23 protein-coding genes and 1 riboswitch are annotated in these 22,519 nt (G+C 61.4%); of the genes, 20 read left to right on the forward strand and 3 right to left on the reverse strand.

The genetic code is table 11. The features are described 5' to 3' along the window. Nucleotides 1–52: 52 nt before the first annotated feature. On the reverse strand, nucleotides 53–319 hold the full coding sequence (locus HMPREF9161_RS07105; RefSeq protein WP_009728993.1) for an HPr family phosphocarrier protein: 267 nt from the start codon (nucleotides 317–319) through the stop codon (nucleotides 53–55). 256 nt (nucleotides 320–575) lie between these two features. Here HMPREF9161_RS07105 and HMPREF9161_RS07110 point away from each other — a divergent pair, with 256 nt between their 5' ends. The 6 genes from HMPREF9161_RS07110 to thiW all read left to right on the forward strand — a co-directional run bounded on the left by HMPREF9161_RS07110 (nucleotide 576) and on the right by thiW (nucleotide 6,026). Beyond that, on the forward strand, nucleotides 576–1,304 hold the full coding sequence (locus tag HMPREF9161_RS07110; protein ID WP_009728994.1) for a hypothetical protein: 729 nt from the start codon (nucleotides 576–578) through the stop codon (nucleotides 1,302–1,304). A 27-nt stretch (nucleotides 1,305–1,331) separates the two neighbouring features. Then, the gene (locus tag HMPREF9161_RS07115; protein WP_009728995.1) at nucleotides 1,332–2,252 is read left to right on the forward strand and encodes a PRC-barrel domain-containing protein; all 921 of its coding nucleotides are present in this window, start codon (nucleotides 1,332–1,334) and stop codon (nucleotides 2,250–2,252) included. Nucleotides 2,253–2,280: 28 nt separating this feature from the next. After that, a riboswitch (TPP riboswitch) is annotated at nucleotides 2,281–2,387 on the forward strand. A gap of 54 nt (nucleotides 2,388–2,441) precedes the next feature. Beyond that, complete coding sequence (gene cytX / locus HMPREF9161_RS07120; RefSeq protein ID WP_037348649.1) at nucleotides 2,442–3,620, forward strand: putative hydroxymethylpyrimidine transporter CytX; 1,179 nt, start codon at nucleotides 2,442–2,444, stop codon at nucleotides 3,618–3,620. Between the two features lie 164 nt (nucleotides 3,621–3,784). Then, a complete protein-coding gene (gene thiM / locus HMPREF9161_RS07125; RefSeq protein WP_009728997.1) occupies nucleotides 3,785–4,609 on the forward strand; it encodes a hydroxyethylthiazole kinase in 825 nt (274 codons plus the stop codon). Nucleotides 4,610–4,663: 54 nt separating this feature from the next. Then, nucleotides 4,664–5,470, forward strand: coding sequence for a bifunctional hydroxymethylpyrimidine kinase/phosphomethylpyrimidine kinase (thiD, locus tag HMPREF9161_RS07130; protein WP_009728998.1), 807 nt, complete (start codon nucleotides 4,664–4,666; stop codon nucleotides 5,468–5,470). Nucleotides 5,471–5,537: 67 nt separating this feature from the next. Then, nucleotides 5,538–6,026, forward strand: a complete 489-nt coding sequence (thiW, locus tag HMPREF9161_RS07135; RefSeq protein ID WP_009728999.1) for an energy coupling factor transporter S component ThiW — start codon at nucleotides 5,538–5,540, stop codon at nucleotides 6,024–6,026. A 270-nt stretch (nucleotides 6,027–6,296) separates the two neighbouring features. Here thiW and HMPREF9161_RS07140 read toward each other — a convergent pair whose 3' ends face one another. Beyond that, nucleotides 6,297–6,773 carry a hypothetical protein gene (locus tag HMPREF9161_RS07140; RefSeq protein ID WP_009729000.1) on the reverse strand — a complete coding sequence of 159 codons (477 nt, stop codon included), beginning with the start codon at nucleotides 6,771–6,773 and terminating at the stop codon, nucleotides 6,297–6,299. A gap of 830 nt (nucleotides 6,774–7,603) precedes the next feature. Here HMPREF9161_RS07140 and HMPREF9161_RS07145 point away from each other — a divergent pair. The 4 genes from HMPREF9161_RS07145 to mqnE all read left to right on the forward strand — a co-directional run bounded on the left by HMPREF9161_RS07145 (nucleotide 7,604) and on the right by mqnE (nucleotide 11,731). Further along, nucleotides 7,604–9,109, forward strand: coding sequence for an aldehyde dehydrogenase family protein (locus HMPREF9161_RS07145; protein ID WP_037348852.1), 1,506 nt, complete (start codon nucleotides 7,604–7,606; stop codon nucleotides 9,107–9,109). 181 nt (nucleotides 9,110–9,290) lie between these two features. Continuing rightward, a complete protein-coding gene (locus HMPREF9161_RS07150) occupies nucleotides 9,291–9,926 on the forward strand; it encodes a hypothetical protein (RefSeq protein ID WP_009729003.1) in 636 nt (211 codons plus the stop codon). Between the two features lie 55 nt (nucleotides 9,927–9,981). After that, complete coding sequence (locus HMPREF9161_RS07155; RefSeq protein ID WP_009729004.1) at nucleotides 9,982–10,581, forward strand: hypothetical protein; 600 nt, start codon at nucleotides 9,982–9,984, stop codon at nucleotides 10,579–10,581. Between the two features lie 64 nt (nucleotides 10,582–10,645). Further along, entirely contained in the window at nucleotides 10,646–11,731 is a 1,086-nt protein-coding gene (mqnE, locus tag HMPREF9161_RS07160) for an aminofutalosine synthase MqnE (protein WP_009729005.1), read from the forward strand. A gap of 153 nt (nucleotides 11,732–11,884) precedes the next feature. Here mqnE and HMPREF9161_RS07165 read toward each other — a convergent pair whose 3' ends face one another. Then, nucleotides 11,885–13,213 (reverse strand): MATE family efflux transporter, encoded by a 1,329-nt coding sequence (locus tag HMPREF9161_RS07165; RefSeq protein WP_009729006.1) that lies wholly within the window; start codon nucleotides 13,211–13,213, stop codon nucleotides 11,885–11,887. 141 nt (nucleotides 13,214–13,354) lie between these two features. On the opposite strand from HMPREF9161_RS07165, the gene HMPREF9161_RS07170 reads away from it, so the two are divergent. The 10 genes from HMPREF9161_RS07170 (at nucleotide 13,355) to HMPREF9161_RS07215 (ending at nucleotide 22,490) form a co-directional block, all read left to right on the forward strand. Next, the gene (locus HMPREF9161_RS07170) at nucleotides 13,355–14,452 is read left to right on the forward strand and encodes a CofH family radical SAM protein (protein ID WP_009729007.1); all 1,098 of its coding nucleotides are present in this window, start codon (nucleotides 13,355–13,357) and stop codon (nucleotides 14,450–14,452) included. Then, on the forward strand, nucleotides 14,449–15,474 hold the full coding sequence (mqnC, locus tag HMPREF9161_RS07175) for a cyclic dehypoxanthinyl futalosine synthase (RefSeq protein ID WP_009729008.1): 1,026 nt from the start codon (nucleotides 14,449–14,451) through the stop codon (nucleotides 15,472–15,474). Before HMPREF9161_RS07170 ends, mqnC begins: the two co-directional genes overlap by 4 nt. Before the next feature lies 1 nt (nucleotide 15,475). Beyond that, the gene (locus HMPREF9161_RS07180) at nucleotides 15,476–16,324 is read left to right on the forward strand and encodes an MTAP family purine nucleoside phosphorylase (RefSeq protein ID WP_009729009.1); all 849 of its coding nucleotides are present in this window, start codon (nucleotides 15,476–15,478) and stop codon (nucleotides 16,322–16,324) included. A gap of 152 nt (nucleotides 16,325–16,476) precedes the next feature. Next, nucleotides 16,477–17,391 carry a LysR family transcriptional regulator gene (locus tag HMPREF9161_RS07185; RefSeq protein WP_009729010.1) on the forward strand — a complete coding sequence of 305 codons (915 nt, stop codon included), beginning with the start codon at nucleotides 16,477–16,479 and terminating at the stop codon, nucleotides 17,389–17,391. Nucleotides 17,392–17,494: 103 nt separating this feature from the next. After that, a complete protein-coding gene (locus HMPREF9161_RS07190; protein ID WP_009729011.1) occupies nucleotides 17,495–18,565 on the forward strand; it encodes an alpha/beta fold hydrolase in 1,071 nt (356 codons plus the stop codon). 56 nt (nucleotides 18,566–18,621) lie between these two features. After that, nucleotides 18,622–19,242, forward strand: a complete 621-nt coding sequence (locus tag HMPREF9161_RS07195; RefSeq protein WP_009729012.1) for a flavodoxin — start codon at nucleotides 18,622–18,624, stop codon at nucleotides 19,240–19,242. A 29-nt stretch (nucleotides 19,243–19,271) separates the two neighbouring features. After that, nucleotides 19,272–20,165 (forward strand): alpha/beta hydrolase, encoded by an 894-nt coding sequence (locus HMPREF9161_RS07200; protein WP_009658615.1) that lies wholly within the window; start codon nucleotides 19,272–19,274, stop codon nucleotides 20,163–20,165. Beyond that, complete coding sequence (locus tag HMPREF9161_RS07205) at nucleotides 20,162–20,614, forward strand: flavodoxin family protein (RefSeq protein WP_009729014.1); 453 nt, start codon at nucleotides 20,162–20,164, stop codon at nucleotides 20,612–20,614. Before HMPREF9161_RS07200 ends, HMPREF9161_RS07205 begins: the two co-directional genes overlap by 4 nt. Nucleotides 20,615–20,636: 22 nt before the next feature. Next, nucleotides 20,637–21,626, forward strand: a complete 990-nt coding sequence (locus HMPREF9161_RS07210; RefSeq protein WP_009729015.1) for an alpha/beta hydrolase — start codon at nucleotides 20,637–20,639, stop codon at nucleotides 21,624–21,626. Nucleotides 21,627–21,638: 12 nt separating this feature from the next. Then, entirely contained in the window at nucleotides 21,639–22,490 is an 852-nt protein-coding gene (locus HMPREF9161_RS07215; RefSeq protein ID WP_009658646.1) for an aldo/keto reductase, read from the forward strand. Nucleotides 22,491–22,519: the final 29 nt, after the last annotated feature.

The following is a 22,519-nucleotide window of genomic DNA, read 5'->3' on the forward strand; positions in this document are numbered from 1 at the left end:
AAACGCCTCGGGGTGAAACAGCACGCTGCAAAACCCCGGGGCGCCCGTACATTTATTCTTCGCCGAACTTCGTCTTGATGAGTTCCGCGAGCTCCTTGACCGCCGCAGCCTCGTCCTCGCCCTCCGCGATGATGGTGAGTTCCGTACCCTTGACGAGGCCCATGCTCATCAGCATGAGGATGCTCTTGGCGTCGACCTTCTTGCCCTTCGCTTCGAGTTGGATCTTGGACTTGAACTTCGTCGCGGTCTGGACGAATACAGATGCGGGACGCGCGTGGATGCCCGTCTTGTTCTCGATTGTCACCGTTTCCTGCGTCATATGAACCTCTCCCATCCGAAAAAGTAAGCATATTATCCCCATCGCAGCCGCCCGCACACGAACGGAAGCAAATGAATGTCACCGTCATTATACTAAAAATGCCATCCGAAATAAAGGGCAGAAATAAAAATGTTTTTCAAGAATATTTTGCAAGAAAAGGAAGGATTTTCCGTGTCTGCGTCGAAAGAATTCAAGAATACCTGTGCGGTGCGCGCGCCGCATCGGGAACGGGCGCGGGGAACGAGGAGGGAAGACGATGCGGGTGCAGCTTTGGCTTTCCTCGCTTTTTCTTGCCGTGCTGCTCGGCGTCGGGCTCGCGGCGGGACTCATCGCGTTCAGCCCGGCGCTCACGCGGACGTACTATGTGCATATGGCCCTGCTCATTCTCGGCGCGGCGGCGTGCGTAACCGTCTACAACAGATATATGGCGGGGCGTATCCGCCGCCGTGCGGATGTGCCGACTGTTCCCGCAGCGGAATGCGGACCGCCGGCGGAACCTGCGGCCGAGGCGCATATGCGGGAGGTACTTTCCGCGGAGCTGCCCGCTGCGGCTGCCGGCCCCGCGGAGACGAGCGATGCGGCGGAGACGCTGCCGGCGGACCTCGACGCTCTGCTCGATATCGCCTACGAGTCGAGCGCCGCGGATCCCGCGCGCGCCATACGGGTATATCGGGAGGCGCTCGCGCGCTACCCGGACGATTCGTATATCCCGTACCTCGTCATCGAGCTCTCGACCCTTTACAAAAACATGGGCGACTACGGTGCGGCACGCGAGCTCTTCACCCATGCGCTCACACTGCCGGTGATCGAGAAGAGCGAGATTATGGTGCAGGAACTCCGGCGTTCGCTGCGCCATCTGGATGCCGTCGCTCTCATGCTGGCGATGCGGGGCACGCCTCAGCTGCCCTTCGGTGCGGTGCCGAAGGAACTGCTGGACGCGGCCAATCGCCGGGCGGACAGAGAGGCGTCCGCGTCCAACCCTTGACATTTTTTGAAAAATGGAGGAATAGAAATGAAGAAAAGCGCTGACATCCTGGGACTCCCCGTCATCAGTATTACGGAGGGGCGCGAGCTCGGCATGAGCAAGACACTGCTCATCGACGCGCCGAACCGCATCGTGGCCGCGGTCACGATTGAAGACGAGGACTGGTATCGCGGCGTCAAGCTCATCCCCTATGATAATGTCATTGCGGTCGGCGAAGATGCCCTCACGATCAACAACAGCGAGAACATCCTGACCCTCGATGCGGCGGGCGATTTTGAGTCGCTGCTCGACGACAACATCCGCGTGATCGGCACGAAGGCGATTACGCGGACGGGCGTGATCCAGGGCCTCATCTCCGAGATCTTCATCGGCGACGACGGCAGCATCGAGAAATGCGAGATCACGTCGCCCGAAGGCATGACGTCCGAGGTGACGGCGGATCAGGTCTCGATCTTTGGGAAGGAAGTTACGGTCATCTCCCCGGAGGGCGACGGCGGAAAAAAAACTGACGCAGCGGCGGCACCGGCGGCATCCGCTGCGCCTGCACCTGCGGCAAAAGCCGCGGCTGAGCCGGTCGTCGAGGAATCTGCGTCCGCCGCGGCGCCGGACGAGCCTGTCGGCGAGGTGCCGGCAGATGCGCCCGCACCGGAAGAGATGTCCGAAACTCCCGCCGAGGAGCCCGGCGCCGAGGAATCGGTTGCCGTCGCGGCTACGGAGGCCGCTCCGGTCGAGATCCCCGCGGCTCCGGCAGAGGACGCCGAGAAGAGCGCGGACCGCGTGAACGAGGATCGCCACCGCCGCTTCCTCCTCGGCAAGAAGGCGACGCGCACGATCAAGATGGACAACGGTGTCGTCATTGTTGAGGCGGGCGCCGACATCACCGAGGAGGTTCTGCAGAAGGCGAAACTCGGGAACAAGTTCATCGAGCTCTCGATGAGCGCTCAGTAAACGGGTATCGATGGGGAAAATTTCCTCCAAAACATAAAGGGGAGCTGTCACAAGACGGCTGAGAGGGGACGTAGGCGTCCCGACCCGCAACCTGATTTGGGTAATGCCAACGTAGGGATATACCGATGCAGTCGAACGCGGCTATGTCTCTTGGCATAGCCGCGTTTTCACATCGGATGGGGAGGCGTTATGATGGATCGGCGGACAGGGCTCGGCGCAAATGCGCTGATTTGGTTCGGCGCGGGCGTTTCGCTCGCGGAGATGCTGACGGGGACGTTCTTTGCGCCGCTTGGATTTTCGGACGGCGCTGCGGCGATTGTGCTCGGGCATATGATCGGCTGTTTCTTGCTGTTTTTGGCGGGTGTGATCGGCGCGCAGACGCGGCGCAGCGCGATGGAGACGGTGAAGACGGCGTTCGGCGCGCGCGGCGGACTGCTCTTTGCCGTGCTCAACGTGCTCCAGCTCGTCGGCTGGACGGCGATCATGATCTATGACGGGGCGCGCGCGGCGGGCAGCATCATGGATGCGGGACACGCGCTGTGGTGCGTTGGGATCGGCGCGCTCATCATCCTTTGGATCCGCATCGGCATCCTGCGTATCGGTCCCGTGAATGCGGTCGCGATGACGGGGCTGTTCTTCCTGACGGTGCTGCTCTGCGCGACGATTATGGGCGCGGACGGTGCGCCGACGTCTGCGGCAGAGGAGACGATGAGTTTTGCGATGACGCTCGAGCTCTCGATTGCGATGCCGCTCTCGTGGCTGCCGCTCATCAGCGACTACACGCGCGCGGCGGAGCGTCCCGTCGCGGCCGCTGCCGTGAGCGCTGCCGTCTACGGTCTCGTCAGCTGCTGGATGTACTTCATCGGGATGGGGGCGGCGATTCTCGCGGGGACGTCCGATATCGCGCAGATGATGCTGCATGCGGGACTCGGCGCGGCGGGGCTCGGCATCGTCGTGCTCTCGACGGTGACGACGACGTATCTCGACGCGTACTCGGCGGGCGTGTCGAGCGAGAGCATCGTGCGCGGCGTTTCGGGGCGTACGGTGGGCATCGTCGTAGCTGCCGTCGGGACGGCGGCGGCAGCAGTCTATCCGATGGACGACATCACGGGCTTCCTCTACATCATCGGATCGGTATTCGCCCCGATGATTGCCGTCCTCCTTGTGAGCCACTTCGTCCTGCATGAGGACGCGTCGGAGCGCACCGTGCACGGAGCGAATCTCGCCGTCTGGTTCGTCGGGTTCCTCTGCTATCGCGGTCTAATGATCGTCGATACGCCGATCGGGAGCACACTGCCGACCATCGCGCTGACGATGGCGCTCGCGTATGCGGTGAATAAGGCGAGGGGAGCGCGGGCGGTACGGTAAAAGTCTTGGAAGTGCATATGTAGCGGCTCAGGGCATATTTTACGCCGCCACCGTAGGGGCGCCGCGCTGCTGCGCCCTCCCCCTCGTTATGGCGGCATATCGTATCGCCGAAATAGCGGCGCTATGCGCGAAAATCCCGCATCACGCCTCGAAAGGATAACACAATGGATTTCAATTATATACTTCCCTCCATATGCGCCGCTGCGCCCCTCATCCACTGCATCACGAACTATGTGACGGTGAACGATGTGGCGAATGTCCTGCTCGCGGCGGGGGCGCGTCCGATTATGGCGGACGACCCGGAAGAGGTCGAGGAGATCACGGAACTCTGCGCGGGCCTCTGCATCAACATCGGCACGCTGAACGCGCGCACGATTCCCGCGATGACGGCGGCAGGACGGCGGGCGCACGCACTGGGGCGGCCCGTGGTGCTCGACCCCGTAGGGGCCGGAGCGAGCCGTCTGCGCACGGAAACCGCGCGCGATATCCTATGTGAGGTAAAGCCGACGGCTGTGCGCGGCAATATCTCCGAGATCCGCGCGCTCGCGATGGGCACGGGGGCAGCCGCGGGCGTCGATGCGGCCGCGGCAGACGCCGTGACCGAGGAGAACCTTGCGGAGGCGGCGGCCTTTATGCGCGCATTCGCCGCAGAACATCACTGCATCGCCGCCGTGACGGGCGCGATCGATATCGTTACGGACGGCGCTGCTTGTTATGCCGTGCGCAACGGGCGCCCCGAGATGAGCCGCGTCACAGGGACGGGGTGTCAGCTGTCCGCGCTCACGGCGGCGGCGCTTGCCGCGGCATCCGAGGAGCCCCTCACGGCCGTGCTGGCCGTCGTCGTTATGATGGGCGTTGCGGGAGAGATCGCATGGGAACGCATGGGGTCGAGGGACGGCAACGCCGCGTACCGCGCGAAAATCATCGACGCCGTGTACCGTATGGACGAGGAGACACTCGCACGGTACGCCAAGGATGAACGGATCTGACGATATGAGAAAGCCCGCACGAAAATCCGGCGGCACGAACGTGGAGGCGAAAATATGAAACTACACACAGCACTCACAATTGCCGGTAGCGACTCCGGCGGCGGCGCCGGCATCCAAGCGGACCTCAAGACCATGACGGCGCACGGCGTCTACGGCATGACCGCGGTCACGGCGCTCACCGCACAGAATACGACGGGCGTGACGGACATCCTCGCGGTGCCGCCCGCGTTCCTCGCCGCACAGATCGACGCCGTCTTTACGGACATCCCTCCCGATGCCGTCAAGATCGGCATGGCGGCGGATGCGGCGCTGATCCGCGTGATCGCCGAGAAGCTTGACGCGTACGGCGCGCGGCACGTCGTTCTCGATCCCGTGATGGTCGCGACGAGCGGCGCGCGCCTCATCAGTGAGGACGCCGTGGATACGCTGCGAACGGAGCTTGTGCCGCGCGCGGATCTCATCACGCCGAATATCCCCGAGGCGGAGGTACTCGCGGACATGGGCATCAAAAATACCGCCGATATGGAGCGTGCGGCGGCAAAAATCTATGGGACCTACGGAACGGCGGTACTGATGAAAGGCGGGCACGCGGTGGACGACGCGAACGACCTCCTCGCAGACAGGGGCGGCGCGCGCTGGTTCCGCGGGCGGCGCATCGCGACGGAGAATACGCACGGCACGGGATGCACGCTCTCGAGCGCGATCGCGTCGAACCTCGCGCGCGGATTCGATATGTATGAGGCGGTCGCACGGGCGAAGGACTACCTCTCGGGCGCACTCGCGGCGGGCCTTGACCTCGGCAAAGGGCACGGGCCGATGGCGCACGGTTTTGACCTCAAGAGCCGATTCATCTCGTCTTGATACTGCGCATCAAAATACCGCATGTACATTTTACATGCGGTACTCAGATTCCAGTGAAGGAGATTCTATGCTAGATACGCGCACGCGCAAACTGACCCTTGCGGGCATTCTCACTGCCGTCGCCGTGCTCAGCGGCGTGTTCAGCTTCCCTGTGCTCGGCAGCCGCTGCGCGCCCGTGCAGCACCTCGTCAATATCCTTGCCGCCGTCTTTCTCGGCCCGCTTTGGGGCATCGGCGTTGCATTCTCGGCAAGCCTCCTGCGCAACATCGCGGGGCTCGGGAGCCTCATGGCGTTCCCGGGCAGCATGATTGGCGCGCTCGCCTGCGGCATGGTCTACTATTATACGCGCCAGCTCGGGCTGACCTGCGTCGCCGAGGCGCTCGGCACGGGCGTCTTCGGCGCGCTTGCCGCCTATCCCGTCGCCGCGCTCCTCATGGGGCTTACGCCCGCGAGTTATACCGTCTACATCGTCCCGTTTTTCATATCGACAGGCGTCGGCAGCATCGCCGCATTCATCCTTCTGCGATTCCTCCTGCCGAAGATAAGGCGCGGGTGAATATTTATTTCTGACCGGATTCGTTCGGCATGCGCTTTGAGCGCATTCGTCCCTTCGGGGACGGCGGCCGCCCGATCGCCTCTGAGGAGCGCCCGCGATGAAATCCTCTTCATCCCCGAGAATTGAAATAAATACGGCGACGAATGTCGCTATGACGGGCAGAATACGCTCCGCAGACTGCGGGCGGAGGTTGATATTCGTCCGGCAGACATAAAAAAGAGCGGCGTATCAACGACGATACCCCGCTCTTTTTGTGCGCGTATGATTCAATTAACGTGCCGCCGCCCGTTCCGTGCAAATGCCGCAAATATAGGCGAACCGGCTGCCGCCCTGCGCGCCGTCTGCCGTGATGCAGAGATCGTCCTCCGCTGCACCGAGCGCACGGAAGGGGATCATGACGGTCTGTACGTAGCCGATGACAATGCGGTCGTTGTCCGTCAGCGGCACGCGGCTCAGCTCGGCGTAGTCGAGCGCGCGTCCCGTTTCCGTGCCGACGCGATATGCAAGGCTCGCCCATGCGGGGTAACCGATGAAGTAGGTCTTGATATAAAGATTTTCCCCGCGGAACACGATGCCCGCGGGCAGACGGTGCGGATATTCCTCCGGAACGTCGATGCCCGAAGTCTCCTCCGACCATATCGCTCCGGGAACGATGCGCGTCAGCGCGGGCGCGGCGGCCGCCTGCGCGGCCTGCAGCGTACAGAGGAAGGCGGTGGCGGCGACGAGGAAGCAAAGAATTTTTCGCATGAAGGTGTCCTTATTTTTAACATAGAAAAAGGAGGGAAAATTGAAATACAAAACCGCCGACCGGCTTTCTCGTCACCTGTCGGCGGTTCTTCGGAAAATACGGGAAACGATAGGCAACTCTCTCGCATCCAAACGGCCTTTGCTTCGTTCCTCGTCGCTGCTAGCGTGCGCGGGGAACTTTCCCTCAAACTTTGAAAACGCTGAGAAACCACCTTGGCAAACGACAGCGCGCTCTTTGCCGAACCTGCGTGACACGTTCTCACGCGGCGCCTGCGTCTGCCCCCATGTCCGCCCCTGCGGACCGCCGCATCCTCCTGTCGTCCCCGTCGCTTCGCTCCGCGCACCCGGCCGCGCTCCTTCCGCGGAAGCGGCGATGCACCCTTTGCGGGGATCCGTGCGGCTGCTCAATATCCCATCGGAATCTCCTCCCAGCCCGTCGGGGAAGGCGGTGATGTGCGCTCCGCTTCGCCGGTGGTCGCACCTCCGTCATCCCGATCCAACAATGACTCGTCGGTCAACACTGTGGGAAAACCCCGGAGCCTGAACCGGATGCTTACGGTTCATACGGCGGCCGCCTGTCCTGAATCAAGCTGGCTGTGAGAGGCTCCTTTACTAACTTTAGTATATCAAATTTTAAAAAAATGTCAATGCTGCAAAGAAAAAATAAAGGAGTTTTTTGAATCGAGGAGAATTTAAAAAACAGTTTTATCTTAAAGCGAATTACTCGTGAAAAATATCACAGATGAAAAATATTTTCAATTAGTATTGAAAAGAATACCTGCTTGCTCTATAATAAAGAATATTCGGATAAGGACTATAAAGAAAGCGTGATGATATTGAGCAAGATTGTTGAAGAAATCAAGAACCAAAGCTACCGCGCCTGCTGGGGGCTTTTCATCGACGGCGAATGGATCGCCGCAGAAGGGGAAAAGTCGTACGAAGTGACGACGCCCGCCACGGGGAGTCTCATCGGCGTCTGTGCCGAGGCGTCGCAGGCGGACGTCGATAAGGCGGTCCGGGCGGGCTGGAAGGCGTTCCCCGCGTGGAAGAAGAAGAGCCCCGCAGAGCGCGCGGAGATTCTGCTGAAGATCGCCGACCGCATTGATGAACACGCCGAGGAACTTGCCTATATCGAGAGCCTCGACAACGGCAAGCCCGTCCGCGAGACGCGCGCCGTCGACGTTCCGCTGGCGAGCGATCACTTCCGCTATTTCGCGGGCGTCATCCGCGCGGAGGAGGGAACGGCGTCGCAGATTGACGAGAACACCCTCTCCATCGTCCTGCGCGAACCGCTCGGCGTCGTCGGACAGATCGTGCCGTGGAACTTCCCGTTTCTCATGGCGGCGTGGAAACTTGCCCCCGCGCTCGCGGCGGGCAACTGCATCGTCTTTAAGCCCTCGAGCGAGACCTCGCTCAGCGTGCTCGCGCTGACCGACATTATCAAGGATCTTCTGCCTCCGGGCGTGCTCAACCTCGTCACGGGGCGCGGTTCGACGACGGGCAACTACATTCTCGCACACGAGGGGCTGAAGAAACTCGCCTTCACGGGCTCCACCGAGATTGGCTACGACGTCGCAAAGGCGGCGGCGGATCGTCTCATCCCCGCGACGCTCGAGCTCGGCGGCAAGTCGGCGAACATCTATTTCGAGGATGCGCCGTGGGAGAAGGCGGTCGAGGGCGTCTGCCTCGGCATCCTGTTCAACCAGGGACAGGTCTGCTGTGCCGGCTCGCGCGTCTTCGTACAGGATACGATTTACGACAAGTTCCTCGCGGCGGTGAAGGAGAAGTTCGAGGCGGTGAAGGTCGGCCTCCCGTGGGAGGACGCGACGCAGATTGCCGCACAGATCAACATGCACCAGCTGGAGAACAGCCTTGCCTACATCGACATCGCGAAGAAAGAGGGCGCGCGCATCGTCTGCGGCGGCGCACGCGCGACAGGCGCAGGGCTCGAAAACGGTGCGTTCATGCAGCCGACCATCATCGCCGACGTCACGAACGACATGCGCGTGGCGCGCGAGGAGATTTTCGGCCCGGTCGTCTGCTTCATCAAGTTCCATGACGAGGCGGAGGTCGTTAAGATGGCGAACGACAGCGAATACGGTCTCGGCGGCGCCGTCTGGACGAGGGACATCAACCGTGCGTTCCGCGTCGCGCAGGCGGTCGAGACCGGCCGTATGTGGGTCAACACCTACAACCAGCTGCCCGCGCATACGCCGTTCGGCGGCTACAAGAAGTCCGGCATCGGCCGCGAGACGCACAAGGTCATCATGGATGCCTACACACAGTCCAAGAACATCTACATCAGCCTGAGCGAAGCGCCGTTCGGACTGTATTAAAGAAATAGGCGCGGAGTATTTTGCTCCGTATGCAGGGCGCCGCCCTATCCCATGCGGTAGGACGGCGTTTTTATGTGAAAAATGCGCTATTGACTTTTTCCGGAATTCGACACAATATAAAGAGAGACCGTGCACATGACGGTGCAGGCGGACACAACGAAGAATATGATCGGAGGATAAGATGAGACTGCAGAAAACGATGTATGGAACGGCGATTGCGGTGCTTTCCTGCGCCGCGTATCTCGGCGCGGGATATGCGCCTGCGGCGGCGGCGCCTGCCGCGGCAGAGACGCAGACAAAGGCGGAGACTCCCGCGTCTCTCGCGCTCTCGCCCGTGACGATCACCGATCACGATGAGACGCTGACGATGCTGCTGCCGGCGCAGATTTCGGAGTTCAAGAAAGAAGAGCAGTCGTTTGCGGAGATCGGTTTTACCATCGGGAAATATCTTGCGCGCGCCGAGGGAGCGGGGCTCGACGTGCTCGTTCAGCACACCGTATTCGGAGATGCCGGCGACAGTGCGGCCGGCGTGCCGACACTCGACGAGGCCGTGGCGGGCGCGCGCGATGCGATTGCGGCGGCCTATCAATACGATCAAATGATGCGGGACGAGCGGATCGATCTCGGCGGTATGCCGGGGCACCTCTTCTCATATGCGTATACGGTCGGGGGGACGCGCTATATCGACGACAGCGTCGTTGTGACGATCGGCTGCAATCAGTGGAACATCACGCTCTCGCGGCGCGCGGACAACAAGACGGCCGCGCCGCATATGAATGAGATACTAAGTTCTATTCGAGTGGGCGCCGCGCAATAGAGAGCGGGGCCGGCCTGTGCGTATGAGTCTTATGCATACGGAGAAGGAGAGTTCTATGTCCATGTTAAAGAATATACGGTGCCTCATCGCGCTGTGTCTGCTCGTGTTTGCCGCTTGTTTCGGCGGGGCGGCGCAGGCTGCGGCAGAGGACGGTACGGCCCCGCTCGAACTGCATCCGGTCACGCTCACGGATCACGGCACGACGCTGACGATGACACTGCCGCAGGTGCCCGATTTTGAATCTCATGAAATGCCCCTGCCTAACGGGTTCTATATGAACGAATTTTCTTCGTATCGGAAGGATATGGATTTCCGCGTGCACGTCCAGCATATGATCTACGGGCACATGAACGATGGGAAGCCGGTTGAGCCGCAGCTGGAGGAGACGGCCAAGGGGATGCGCAAAAACTTTAGGACGCTTTACAAGCTTGACCGGTTCGACCGCGACGAGATGCTGGACCTGGACGGCACGCCGGCGCGCTTGCTCTCGTTCAGTTTTGCGATGGACGGCAAACGCTATACGGACGATTATCTCATGGTTGTTTTTGGGCAGGAGGAGTGGAGCGTATCGCTCACCCGTCCTGCGGGGAGCGCATCGATCGAACAGCGTATGGACGAGATGCTGACCTCCGTTCGGGTGACGGCGGCAAAATAATCCGAGGCGGGATTTGAAACGTATCCGGCGGTATGCCGCAGACTATTTTTAGGAGAAGAAGCGATTGCGCGGCGATTATTTGGATATTGAGCGGAAAATTGAGCGCGGAGAGCGGCTGACGCACGCGGATGGCGTGCGTCTTTTCGCGTGCCTGGACATCGCGTGGATCGGGATGCTCGCTGACCGCGTGCGCCGGGAGAAATGCGGCGACATCGTGTACTACAATGTGAACTGCCATGTGAATCTGACAAATATCTGCACGGCGCACTGCAGGTTCTGCGCGTTCGGGCGCGATGCGGACGAGAAGGGCGCATACGAGATGAGCGCCCGTGAGGCGGTCGCCCATGTGGCGGATGCGATGCGCGACCCGCATCTGGCGGGACTGCACGTCGTGAGCGGGCTGCACCCGGACTGGACGTTCGACGACTACCTCCTGCGCCTTTCCGCCCTGCACGAGTCGTTCCCGTCGCTCTATCTGAAAGGCTTTACGGGCGTAGAGATCACGCATTTTGCAAAGACGTCGGGCTTGCCTGTGAAAGAAGTGCTCCTGCGTCTGCGCGATGCGGGGCTCCAGTCCATCGCGGGCGGCGGCGCGGAGATTCTGACCGACCGCGTGCGCGGCGAGCTCTGCCCGAACAAGGCGACGGCGGACGAGTGGCTCGTAGTCGCGCGTACGGCGCATGAGCTCGGCATCAAGACGAACGCGTCCATGCTCTACGGGCATATCGAGACCATCGAAGAGCGCGTGACGCATATGCTGCGCCTGCGCGACCTCCAAGACGAGACGGGCGGCTTCCAGACGTTTATCCCGTTCCCATTCCTCCCGTCGAATACAGAGCTCGGGCAGAAGGTGAAGCAGACCTCCATGTGGGACGATTTGCGGACGATTGCGATCTCGCGGCTCATGCTCGACAACTTCCGCAACATCAAGGCGTACTGGGTCATGCTCACCGTACCCGTTGCACAGGTCGCGCTCTGCTTCGGCGCGAACGACATCGACGGCACCGTGCACAAGGAGACCATCCTTCACGACGCGGGCGCAAAGAGCCCTCGCGCCCTCTCTGAGGATCACATCATCCGCGTCATCCGTGAGATCGGGCGGACGCCCGCGGCGTGTGACTCGAACTTTAATATCATTGAGACCTATTGAGGTGAGAGGAACGATGCATTCAAACTTCCGCCTCGCTCAGGAGGGGGAATATAGGGCGGGATTTTGGCGTCTCGCTTAGGTTTTGGGATATAGGGAGGCATGAAAAATACCGCTGCTCCTATGACGGAACAGCGGCTTTTTTGTTGCCGGATATTATGCGTATCCGTACAGCTTCCGCTTTTTCCACAGGAACGCGAACACCATGCACGCGCCGAGGAAATCGGCGGCGGGTGTCGCCATAAAGACGCCGTGGATGCCGAAGAATCGGGGGAGCAGGAGGAGGAAGCCGAGGAGGAAGAGCATCGTGTGGCAGAAGGACAGCAGCGCGGAGGTGCGGCCGTCGCCGAGCGCGGTGAAGAAGGACGAGCCGTAGGTGCCGAATCCCGCGAAGAGGAAGCCGATCGCATAGAGGCGGAACCCCGTCACGGCGAGGTCGTAGACGTGCGAGGTTGCGGGGACGAAGATCTGTGTGAGCGGCGCGGCGATGAGGATGCTGACCGCGGTGGTAAAGAGGGAGAATGCGGTGATGAGCGTGAGACTGCGGCGCAGGATTCCGCGCAGGGCGTGCGTGTCGCGTTTGCCGTAGTTGAAGCTCGCCAGAGGTGCGACGCCCTCGGCGTAGCCCATGTAAATGGCGGTAAGCAGACCGGAGATGTACTCCGAGATGGCGATTGCCGCCACGCCGTCCGCGCCCGCAAGGCGCATCATTGTGTTGTTCATGACGATCATGATGATGCTCATGGAGAGCTGCATCACCATCTCGCTCGAGCCGTTGCCCATCGCAGAGAGGACGGTGCGCAGCCGCCAGACGGGGCGCACGAGGCGGAGCGTCCCCCTCCGGTGTATGACAAAGTACCATAGGCCGACGAATGCGGAGATGGAGAAGCCCGTCGCCGTCGCGACGGCTACGCCCCCCAGCCCCCAGTCGAGGACAAAGAGGAGGATGTAGTCAAGCACCATATTGACGATGCCGCCGACGAGAAAGGAGAGCATCGCGAGACGCGGCTGTCCTGCCGCAACGAGGAAGATGTCGAGAATTAGCCCTGCCATCGTGAGCGGTGTCGAGACGAAGAGCGGCACGGCATATACTTCGCAGAGCGGATAGAGGGCATCGTCCGCGCCGAAGAAATAGAGGACGGGGCGTAGGAAGATCAGTCCGAGTACAGCGATCATCGTGCTGAGAATGACGCAGACGAGGACGAGCAGGGAGAAATTTTCCTGCGCATGACGGCGTTTTCCCTCCCCAAGCTGCGCCGCAACGAGGGCACTGCCGCCCGTGCCGAGCATGGTCGCGAGTACGATCGTGAGCGGGATGAACGGCATGACGATGTTGATTGCCGACAGCCCGTCCGTCCCGACGGCGTGCGCAACAAAGAAGCCGTCGACGATGAAGTTCACATTCATAACGAGATGTGAGATGATCATCGGCACGGCGAATGCGAGCAATGTGCGGTAGGTGATGGGAGCGGATAATTGTGCCATCGTACCCTCCTTCCTCGATAATAGGCGCTATTATAGCACGGAACGAGGCGGGAAAGCAAGTCTTGCACCCGCGTGGAGGATTTGCAAAAGCGCGCCGCATTTGATACACTTGCGGGGGTATTAAAGGAGAGAATATCGTACATGAGTGATCGAAAGAAAGCCCGTGCCGCCGCCGAGCGCGGGGCGCGGCTGACGAGGGCGGATGCGCTCGCCCTCTACGAGGACAACGACCTCCTCGCGCTCGCTGCGTGGGCGCGTGCGGCGAAGGAGCGAGCGAGCGGGAAGAACGTCTACTATACGGTGAACCGTCACATCAATCTCACGAACATCTGCAGTGCGAACTGTCCGCTCTGCGCGTTCCAGGTGGAACGCGGCGATGCACGCGGCTATATTATGGAGACCGACGACGTGGCTCGCGTGCTGGAACTGGCGAAAAAAACACCGCGCCTCACGGAGATCCACATCGTGAGCGCGCTGCATCCTGACCGTCCTTTCTCCTACTACGAGGGCGTGGTGCGGCAGGTGCGCGCGGCGCTTCCCCATGCGGATATCAAGGCATTCACGCCCGTGGAGGTTGTGAACTTTGCAAAGACGGAGGGGACGTCCGTCCGTGACGTCCTGCACACCCTGCAGGAGGCAGGGCTGTCGTCACTCCCCGGCGGTGGCGCGGAGATCCTGTCCGATCGTGTGCGCGCGGTTATATGCCCGAACAAGGCGACGCGTGCGGAGTGGATCGACTGTATGCGCACGGCGCACGCGCTCGGTATCCGCACGAATGCCTCCATGATGTACGGACACATCGAGACGGTGGAGGAGCGCATCGACCATCTGCTTGCCCTGCGCGATCTGCAGGATGAGACGGACGGTTTTCAGGCATTCATGCTCTTTCCGTTCCATCCCGAGAACACGGCGCTTGGTGCGGAGAAGAAACTCACGCGCGTCGGCTCATGGGAGGATATGAAGATGCTCGCGCTCTCGCGCCTTGTGCTCGATAACGTCGCACATTTCAAGGCGTTCTGGGTCATGCTGACGCAGCCGATTGCGCAGCTTGCCCTCGGCTTCGGTGCGGACGATCTCGATGGTACGATCGGCGAGGAGAAGATCATCCACGCGGCGGGGGCACAGACGCAGACGGGCATCACGCGGAGCGAACTCGACGCGATGATCCGCGAGGCGGGCTATGTGCCTGTGGAGCGCGATACGTTTTATCGGCCGATCGCGGCAGGGGAGGGCGCATGAGACTCACGGAGCAGGAGGCTGCCGATCTCCTCACGTACGGCGACCCGATCGAACTCGGGCGCGCGGCGGATGCGGAGCGGCGGCGGCGGTTCGGCGATACGGTGACGTTCATCGTTGACCGCAACATCAATTACACGAATATCTGCGTGAATGAGTGCCGTTTCTGCGCATTCTACACGAAACAGGATGCGGAGGATGCGTATCTTCTGCCGCTGGAGGAGATTCTCGCGAAGGTCGGCGAGACGGCGGCAGCGGGAGGAACGCAGGTCATGATCCAGGGCGGCATCCATCCCGATCTGCCGCTCTCGTACTACGAGGATATGCTGCGCGCCATCCGCAGCCGCTATCCCTCCATCGTGATCCACTCCTTTACGGCGACGGAGATCCTGTATTTTGCAGAGAAGGAGGGGCTTACGGTCGAGGAGACGCTGCGGCGGCTGCAGGATGCAGGGCTCTCGTCGCTCCCCGGCGGTGGTGCGGAGATCCTCGTCGACCGCGTACGCAAGCTCATCGCGCCGAAGAAGATCATGACGGCGGACTGGCTGCGTGTCATGCGCACGGCACACAAGATCGGCATGGAGTCGACGGCGACGATGGTCATCGGCTTCGGCGAGACGATGGCGGAGCGCGTGGAGCACATGGAGCACATCCGCCGGCTGCAGGAGGAGACGGGCGGCTTCCGCGCGTTCATCACATGGACGTTCCAGCCGGGCAATACGGCACTCGGCGGAGAGAAGACGTCGAGCTGGGACTATATGCGGACACTTGCCCTCACGCGGCTCTACATGGACAATGTTGCGCACATCCAGGGCTCGTGGGTGACGCAGGGCGAGCGCATCGGTCAGCTGACCCTCGGCTTTGGCGCAGATGATCTCGGGAGCATCATGCTCGAGGAGAATGTCGTGCGTGCCGCGGGGACGCGGTATAATATGTCGATCAAGAAGATGATCGATCTGATTCGCGGCGCAGGCAGAGAGCCGGCACAGCGTGACACGCAGTATCGCGTGATACGGAGGTTTTGATATGGCAGAGCAACAGGTTCCGGCAGCGGGCTATGCCGTCATCGGCGGCTCGGGGACGCTCTCGAGCGACTTCCCGCGTGCCTCGATGGCGGCGGATGTGGAGATCCTCGCGGACGGACTGCACTTTGCAACACCCTACGGCGAGAGCCCTGCGTTCCGCCTCTTCTCCGTCGCGGGACGGCACGTGCTGACCTGCCGTATGCACGGCTGGCGCAGCGGCGTCACGCGCGCGGACGCGTCGCGGCAGGTGTTCTGGGTGCTGCGCGCGGCGGGCGTGCGGCGCATCCTCTCCGAGGGCGGCGTCGGCACGGTCAATCCCCTGCTCGACCCGCGCGATTTCCTCATCCCCGACGACTACCTCGACCTCTCCGTGCGCAAGGACGTCATGCTCGACGGGCGGTATCTCCTCGTCATGCGCGACGCGCTCTGCCGCGAGCTGCGCGAGACGCTTGTCGCTGAGACGCGCAAACGTTACGCGGGACGCATCTTTGACCGCGGCATCTACGCCGTCACGGACGGGCGGCATTTCGAGAGTCCCGCCGAGATCGCTATGCTGAAGGGGCACGCCGACATCGTTGGGCAGAGCCTTGCCCCCGAGGTCTACCTCGCGCGCGAGATCGGCGCGTGCTATGCGGGGCTGTATTTCGTCGTGAACTACGGCGAGGGGATTCGCCCGTGGTCGCACGATGTGCTCACGGATATCTTCTACGACGACGCCCCCATGATCGGCGACATCCTCCTCGCCACGATTCGCAGCGTCCCCGCCGACACCTGCGCCTGCCCCTGCGCGTCCCTGCGGAAAGAGACGCTGCTGAAGGACGTCTATAACAAAGAATCCGATAAAGGGTAAGACCCTTGCGCATCCATCGACTAGACATCTCCTCTATGACTGCTCTTCGGAACGGCATAGAGGAGATTTTTTATGAAAACCGACCTGCCAAATGCCAAATATGGTAAAATACATATGCGAAATCTATGCGTGAAGGAGAGCGGGGCATATCCATGTATCACAGACAGTTAAAAACGTTTCTCTTGGCTGCGGACTGCGGCAGTTTTAACCGCGCGGCGGAGCTGTCCTATGTGACGCCGACGGCGGTCATCAAGCAGATCAATCTGCTCGAATCAAGTCTCGGGACGCGCCTTTTTGAGCGGTCTCACCGCGGGCTTATCCTGACAAGCGCCGGTCGATCGTTCTATGACGACGCGGCATATATGATGCGCTACTGGGAGGACTCCGTCCTGCGCGCGCGCAGCGCGGCGTGTGCGGACGGCAGGTTGATCCGCATCGGGACGTCGCCGCTGACGCCGGCGCAGGTGTTTTCCGCGTTGTGGGCAGAGATCGAGCAGGTGCATCCGGCGTTCCGTCTGCGCTTTGTCCCCTTTGAAAACACGCCCGAAAACGCCCGTGAGATCCTGCTGCATCTCGGGCGGAACATCGACATCGTGCCGGCACTCTTTGACGATACGCTGTGCACAGTGCGGCACTGCCGCGGCTATGAGCTGGTTCGTGCGCCGATCTGCTGCGGCGTGCCGGTGCGACACCCTCTTGCGCGGAAGGACGCGCTCGACGTTTCGGATCTCTATGGGGAATGCCTCATGCTCATGCACCGCGGATGGAGCGCGCATGTCGACGCGCTCCGGGACGATTTGACGGCGCACCATCCGGAGATCCGCATCGAGGATTTTCATTTTTACAGCCTCGACGCATTCAACCGCTGCGCGCATGAGGGCAAGCTGCTCATGACGGTCGGGAGCTGGCGGGACGTTCATCCGCTCGTCAAAGTTCTGCCGGTTGCATGGCGGCATACGTTCCCCTGCGGGCTGATGTACGCCATGAATCCGACCGGCGTTGTGTCGGATTTTTTGAAGGCGGTGCGCCGGCTTGTGCGGGAGCGGAAATTTCTGTTTCAACCCTAAGGTATCAACGAGTCTATAAATTGATGCTTCTCATGTGCGCTCCACGTGGTTATCATAAAGGGAGAACCGGAGTTTTTTGGGGAATCGAAGGGGGCAGACATTTATGCTCAAAGGAAAAAAGGTGCTTATGGCGGCGGTTTGCATGTGGCTCACGGCGGGTACGGTGCTCGCATTCAGCCGCCCCGTGACGATCGCGGAGCAGGGGAGCTTCATGGCGGGCGGTACCGTTATCACCGCACCGGGGACGTACGACGGTACGAAGCCGGCCGACCATGCGGGAGAGACCCTGCACGGCGATCATGCCTATGTCTTTTATCAAAAGCCGGTGCATGCGCACCGCTATGCAATGGTGTTCCTCCACGGCTACGGGCAGTCGGCAAAGACATGGGAGACGACGGCGGACGGCAGGGACGGATTTCAAAATATCTTTTTGGAGAAAGGGTACGCGACCTATCTCGTCGACCAGCCGCGGCGCGGCCGTGCGGGGCGCGCGACCGTTCCCGGAGAGATTACCGCGCAGCCGGACGATCAGCAGTGGTTCAATATGTTCCGATTCGGGCAGTGGCCGAACTACTATGACAACGCCGCGTTCCCGAGGGATGCGGCATCTATGAATCAATTTTTTCACGCGATGACGCCGGACACGGGGAAATTTGACGAAGGAATCGTCGCGGATGCGATGGCGGCGGTCTTTACGGCATCCGGCGACGGCGTGCTCGTCACGCATTCGGCGGGCGGCGGCCCCGGATGGGCGACGGCGATGAAGTCGGACAAGGTGCGCGGCGTGATCGCGCTCGAACCCGGGACGTTCCCCTTCCCCGAGGGCGAAGTACCGGCGGCGGAACCGACGACCAGCCCGTTCCCTGCGGTCGGAAAAGCCGTGCCGCTGCAGGAGTTTATGAAACTCACGAAGATCCCCATCGTCGTTTACTTCGGCGACAACATTCCGACCGCGCCGACCGAGAACTGGGGCGCCGACAACTGGCGCGTCCGCGTGAACCTCGCGCGGAAATGGGCGGCGGACGTGAACGCGCACGGCGGCGACGCCGCGGTTGTGATGCTGCCGGAGCTTGGCATCAAAGGCAGCACGCATTTCATGATGTCAGATCTGAACAACGCGGAGGTTGCGGATGCGATGGAGGCATGGATGCGGGAGAAAGGGCTTGCGAAGTGAGCGCAGTCTCCCGCACTTGAAAGGATAACATTTTATCCGGCAGAGAAGGCAGGTAAATGATGAAGAAACTATTGACAATCGTATGTTCCGCTCTGTGTATGCTCGCGTTCACCGCCTGCGGGAACACAGCGGCTCCTGCGGGAGCGCCGCCCGCCGCGTCCGGTGCGCAGCAGGCACAGACGCCGCCCGGCGGGCATAAGATTCTCGTTGCCTATTATTCCGGCACGGGCAACACGAAGGCGACTGCCGAGCGGATCGCGGCGAAGCTCTCGGCAGACCTTTTTGAGATCGTACCGAGCGAGCCATATACGCAGGCAGATCTCAACTACAATGACGAAAACAGCCGCGTCATGCGCGAGCACAACGATCCGAGTCTCAGGCATCCGGGGCTTCGGCAGGCGGCGCCCGACGGATTCGCCGCTTATGACGTCGTGTTCGTCGGCTATCCGATCTGGTGGGGCGAGGCGTCGTGGGTACTCGACGACTTTGTGACGCAGAACGACTTTACCGGCAAGACGGTCATCCCGTTCTGCACGTCCGTCTCGTCGCCGCTCGGCGAGAGCGCCGCACACCTTGCCGCGCGTGCGGGCACGGGCACATGGCGCGACGGGATGCGGTTCCGCGGCGCCGCCTCGGCGGATGAGGTCGCCGCGTGGGTGTCCGAGCTGGACTTATGAGCCCTTCGGGACGATCCGATGCGGCGCGGATGTTCACGAAGGACACAACGGTTTCGGAAGTCGTGTGCGATCCCGTATTTGGCGATTTCGGACGGCTCCTCTTTCCCGTGGACAGACCGATGGACGGCGCTGCGACACTTGCGGAGATCAGCAGCCCTTCGGTATACATGTGGTACAGTAGTATCGATGCGGATGAGACGGTCGCCGTCCTGAACCGGCTGCGGCGGGATGCCGCTGCCGGACAGCGGGTGTTCTATCCGATCTATACGCCGCAGGAAACGGCGGCCGATCCTTCCAAGCGGGACACGGGGCTGTTTTATTTTCGCGGGCGTCCCGGCGCGAAATTTGCCGTGATGAATGCGGGCGGCGGTTTTGTCTATGTCGGAGCGATGCACGACAGCTTCCCCCATGCGCGCGCGGTCAGTGCGATGGGGTACAACTGCTTTGCGCTGATTTATCGCCCCGACGATCCCTATCGTGATCTTGCGCGGGCGCTCGCCTTTATCCACGATCACGCGGCGGAGCTGGCGGTCGATCCGGACGGCTATTCCCTCTGGGGCGGCAGTGCGGGCGCACGGATGGCGGCGGCGCTCGGCCGCAGGGATGCTCTCGCTCAACTTGGCGTCGCGCGCGTCGGCCAGGCGGCTGCTGTCGTGACGCAGTACACGGGGTATACGGGAACCGCGCCGGATGATGCGCCGACCTATGCGTGCGTCGGTTCACGTGACGGGATTGCAGCCCCGCAAGCGATGCGGCGGCGTCTGCAGCGGTTGGAGTCATACGGCATTCCGACAGAATTTCACGTTTACGAAGGGCTGACGCACGGATTCGGGCTTGGCAGCGGCACGGCTGCCGCGGGATGGGTGCGGGCGGCGGTTTCCTTCTGGGAGGCGCAGATGAAGGAAAGGAGACGGGCGGCATGAGCATTTTGTTTGTCAACGGCAGTCCCAATAGGGACGGCAACACGGCGGCGCTCGCAAAGGCACTGATCGGCGGCAGACCGTATACGACGCTGAACCTCAATGACTACCGCATCAATTTTTACGGACAGGAGCTCCCCGGCGATCAATTTGACGAGGTTGTGGCGGCAATGCGCGGGGCGGATACCCTCGTGATCGGGTCGCCGCTTTACTGGCACAATCTGTCCGGCGCACTGCGGACACTGCTGGATCATTTTTACGGCGGCGCCGATACGGCGGCGTTCTCCGGCAAGGATATGTACTTTATCTGTCAAGGTGCGGCGCCGGAGCAATGGATGCTGGAGGCATGCGAATACACGATGAAACGATTTGCCTCTTACTACGACATGAACTATCGGGGGACGGCGACAAACCGCCGCGAAGCGGAACGGCTGGCGGCGGGGCTGCGCTGAAATTTTGAAGGAGCATTTGATCATGAGCAAAGAAGAAATGAACACGTTCGGACTGGTTTACGACGGCGCGCTTGAGAAGAACGAGCCGGGCAAGGTCAACATCCGTCCGGTTTCCTACGATTTGAACGGTCTGAAAATCGCGGCAAACATATATGTTCCGGCAGATTTTCAGGAGAGCGGCGCATATCCCGCCGTGGTCGTGGCGCACCCGAACGGCGGTGTGAAGGAGCAGGTCGCGGGGCTCTATGCGCAGCGGCTGGCGGAGCTCGGCTATGTGACGCTGGCGTTCGACGCCGCCTATCAAGGGCAGTCGGAGGGGCAGCCGCGCAATACCGATAAGCCGCAGAACCGCGTGGAGGACATTCACGGCGCGATCGATTTCATCGTGCAGTACCGCGGCGTCGACCGCAGCCGCGTCGGTATCCTCGGCATCTGCGGCGGCGGCGGATACACGCTGCGCGCCGCGCAGACGGACAAGCGTCTGCGGGCAGTCGCAACGCTCTCGGCATTCAACACCGGAATCGTGCGCAAGAACGGCTTTTTGGATTCCCAAATCCATACGATCACCGAGCGTCTGGAGGATGCGTATCGGGCGCGGGAGGACGAGCGCGCCGGCAGGGAGGTACGCTACACGCCCGACATGCTGACGATGACGCCCGCGGAGGCAAAGGAGCTGCCGTTCGATCTCTACCGCGACGGGTACGAATACTACGGAATCATGTGCAGACACACGGGTTCCGGATTTTCCTACACCGTCTCCTCCAACATCGACCTCTTTGCCTTTGACGCGCGCGTCGGCATGGAGATGATCGACCGGCCGCTGCTGATGATGGCGGGCAAGGCGGCGGACACGCTCTACATGACGGAGGGCTGCTACGAGCGGGCGACGGGGACGAAGGAAAAGGAGCTGTTCCTCATCGACGGCGCTACGCACATCCGCACCTACTGGTATCCGGAGTACGTGGACAAGGCGATGGACAAGCTCGCGGAATTTTACGCGAAGTATCTCTAAAGGAGGCCGCACATGGAATATGTAACGCTCAATAACGGCGTGAAAATGCCGAAGCTGGGATTCGGTGTCTATCAGATCACAGACCCCGCGGAATGCACGCAGGCGGTGCGCGACGCCGTCGACGTCGGCTATCGGATGATCGACACGGCGGCTTCCTACGGCAACGAGGAAGCGGTCGGCGCGGCAGTGCGGAGCTGCGGCGTGCCCCGTGAGGAACTCTTTATCACGACAAAGCTCTGGGTTACGGATGCGAGCTATGAGGGGGCAAAGCGCGGATTCGCGCGGTCTATGCAGCGGCTCGGGCTGGACTATCTGGATCTCTATCTGATCCATCAGCCGCTCTCCGATTACTACGGCGCGTGGCGGGCGATGGAGGAGCTCTATCGGGAGGGCGTGATCCGTGCCATCGGCGTGTGCAGCTTCTATCCCGACCGGCTCGCGGACCTGATCGCCTTCAACGACGTTGTGCCGCAGGTCAATCAAGTCGAGGCGAACGTTTTCTTCCAACAGAACGAGGCGCAGGCGTATATGACGTCCAAGAACGTGCAGATGGAGGGCTGGGCGCCGTTTGCCGAGGGGCGGAACGACCTGTTCGGCAACGAGACGCTGCGGGAGATCGGTGCGAAATACGATAAGAGCGTCGCCCAGGTCGTGCTCCGCTGGCTTCTGCAGCGAGATATTGTCTGCATCCCCAAGAGCGTGAAGAAAGAACGGATGCGGCAGAACTTCGATGTGTTCGACTTCGCGCTCACGGCGGAGGACATGAACGCGATTGCCGCCCTCGATACCGGCGTCAGCGCGTTCTTCGACCATCGCGACCCCGCCGCTGTGGAGCGGATCGCGGGCATGGTCAGAAACGTATAGGCGGCGGACAAAGTCATATAGAACGTGAA

Source organism: Selenomonas sp. F0473 (assembly GCF_000315545.1).
Taxonomy (GTDB): Bacteria; Bacillota; Negativicutes; order Selenomonadales; family Selenomonadaceae; genus Centipeda.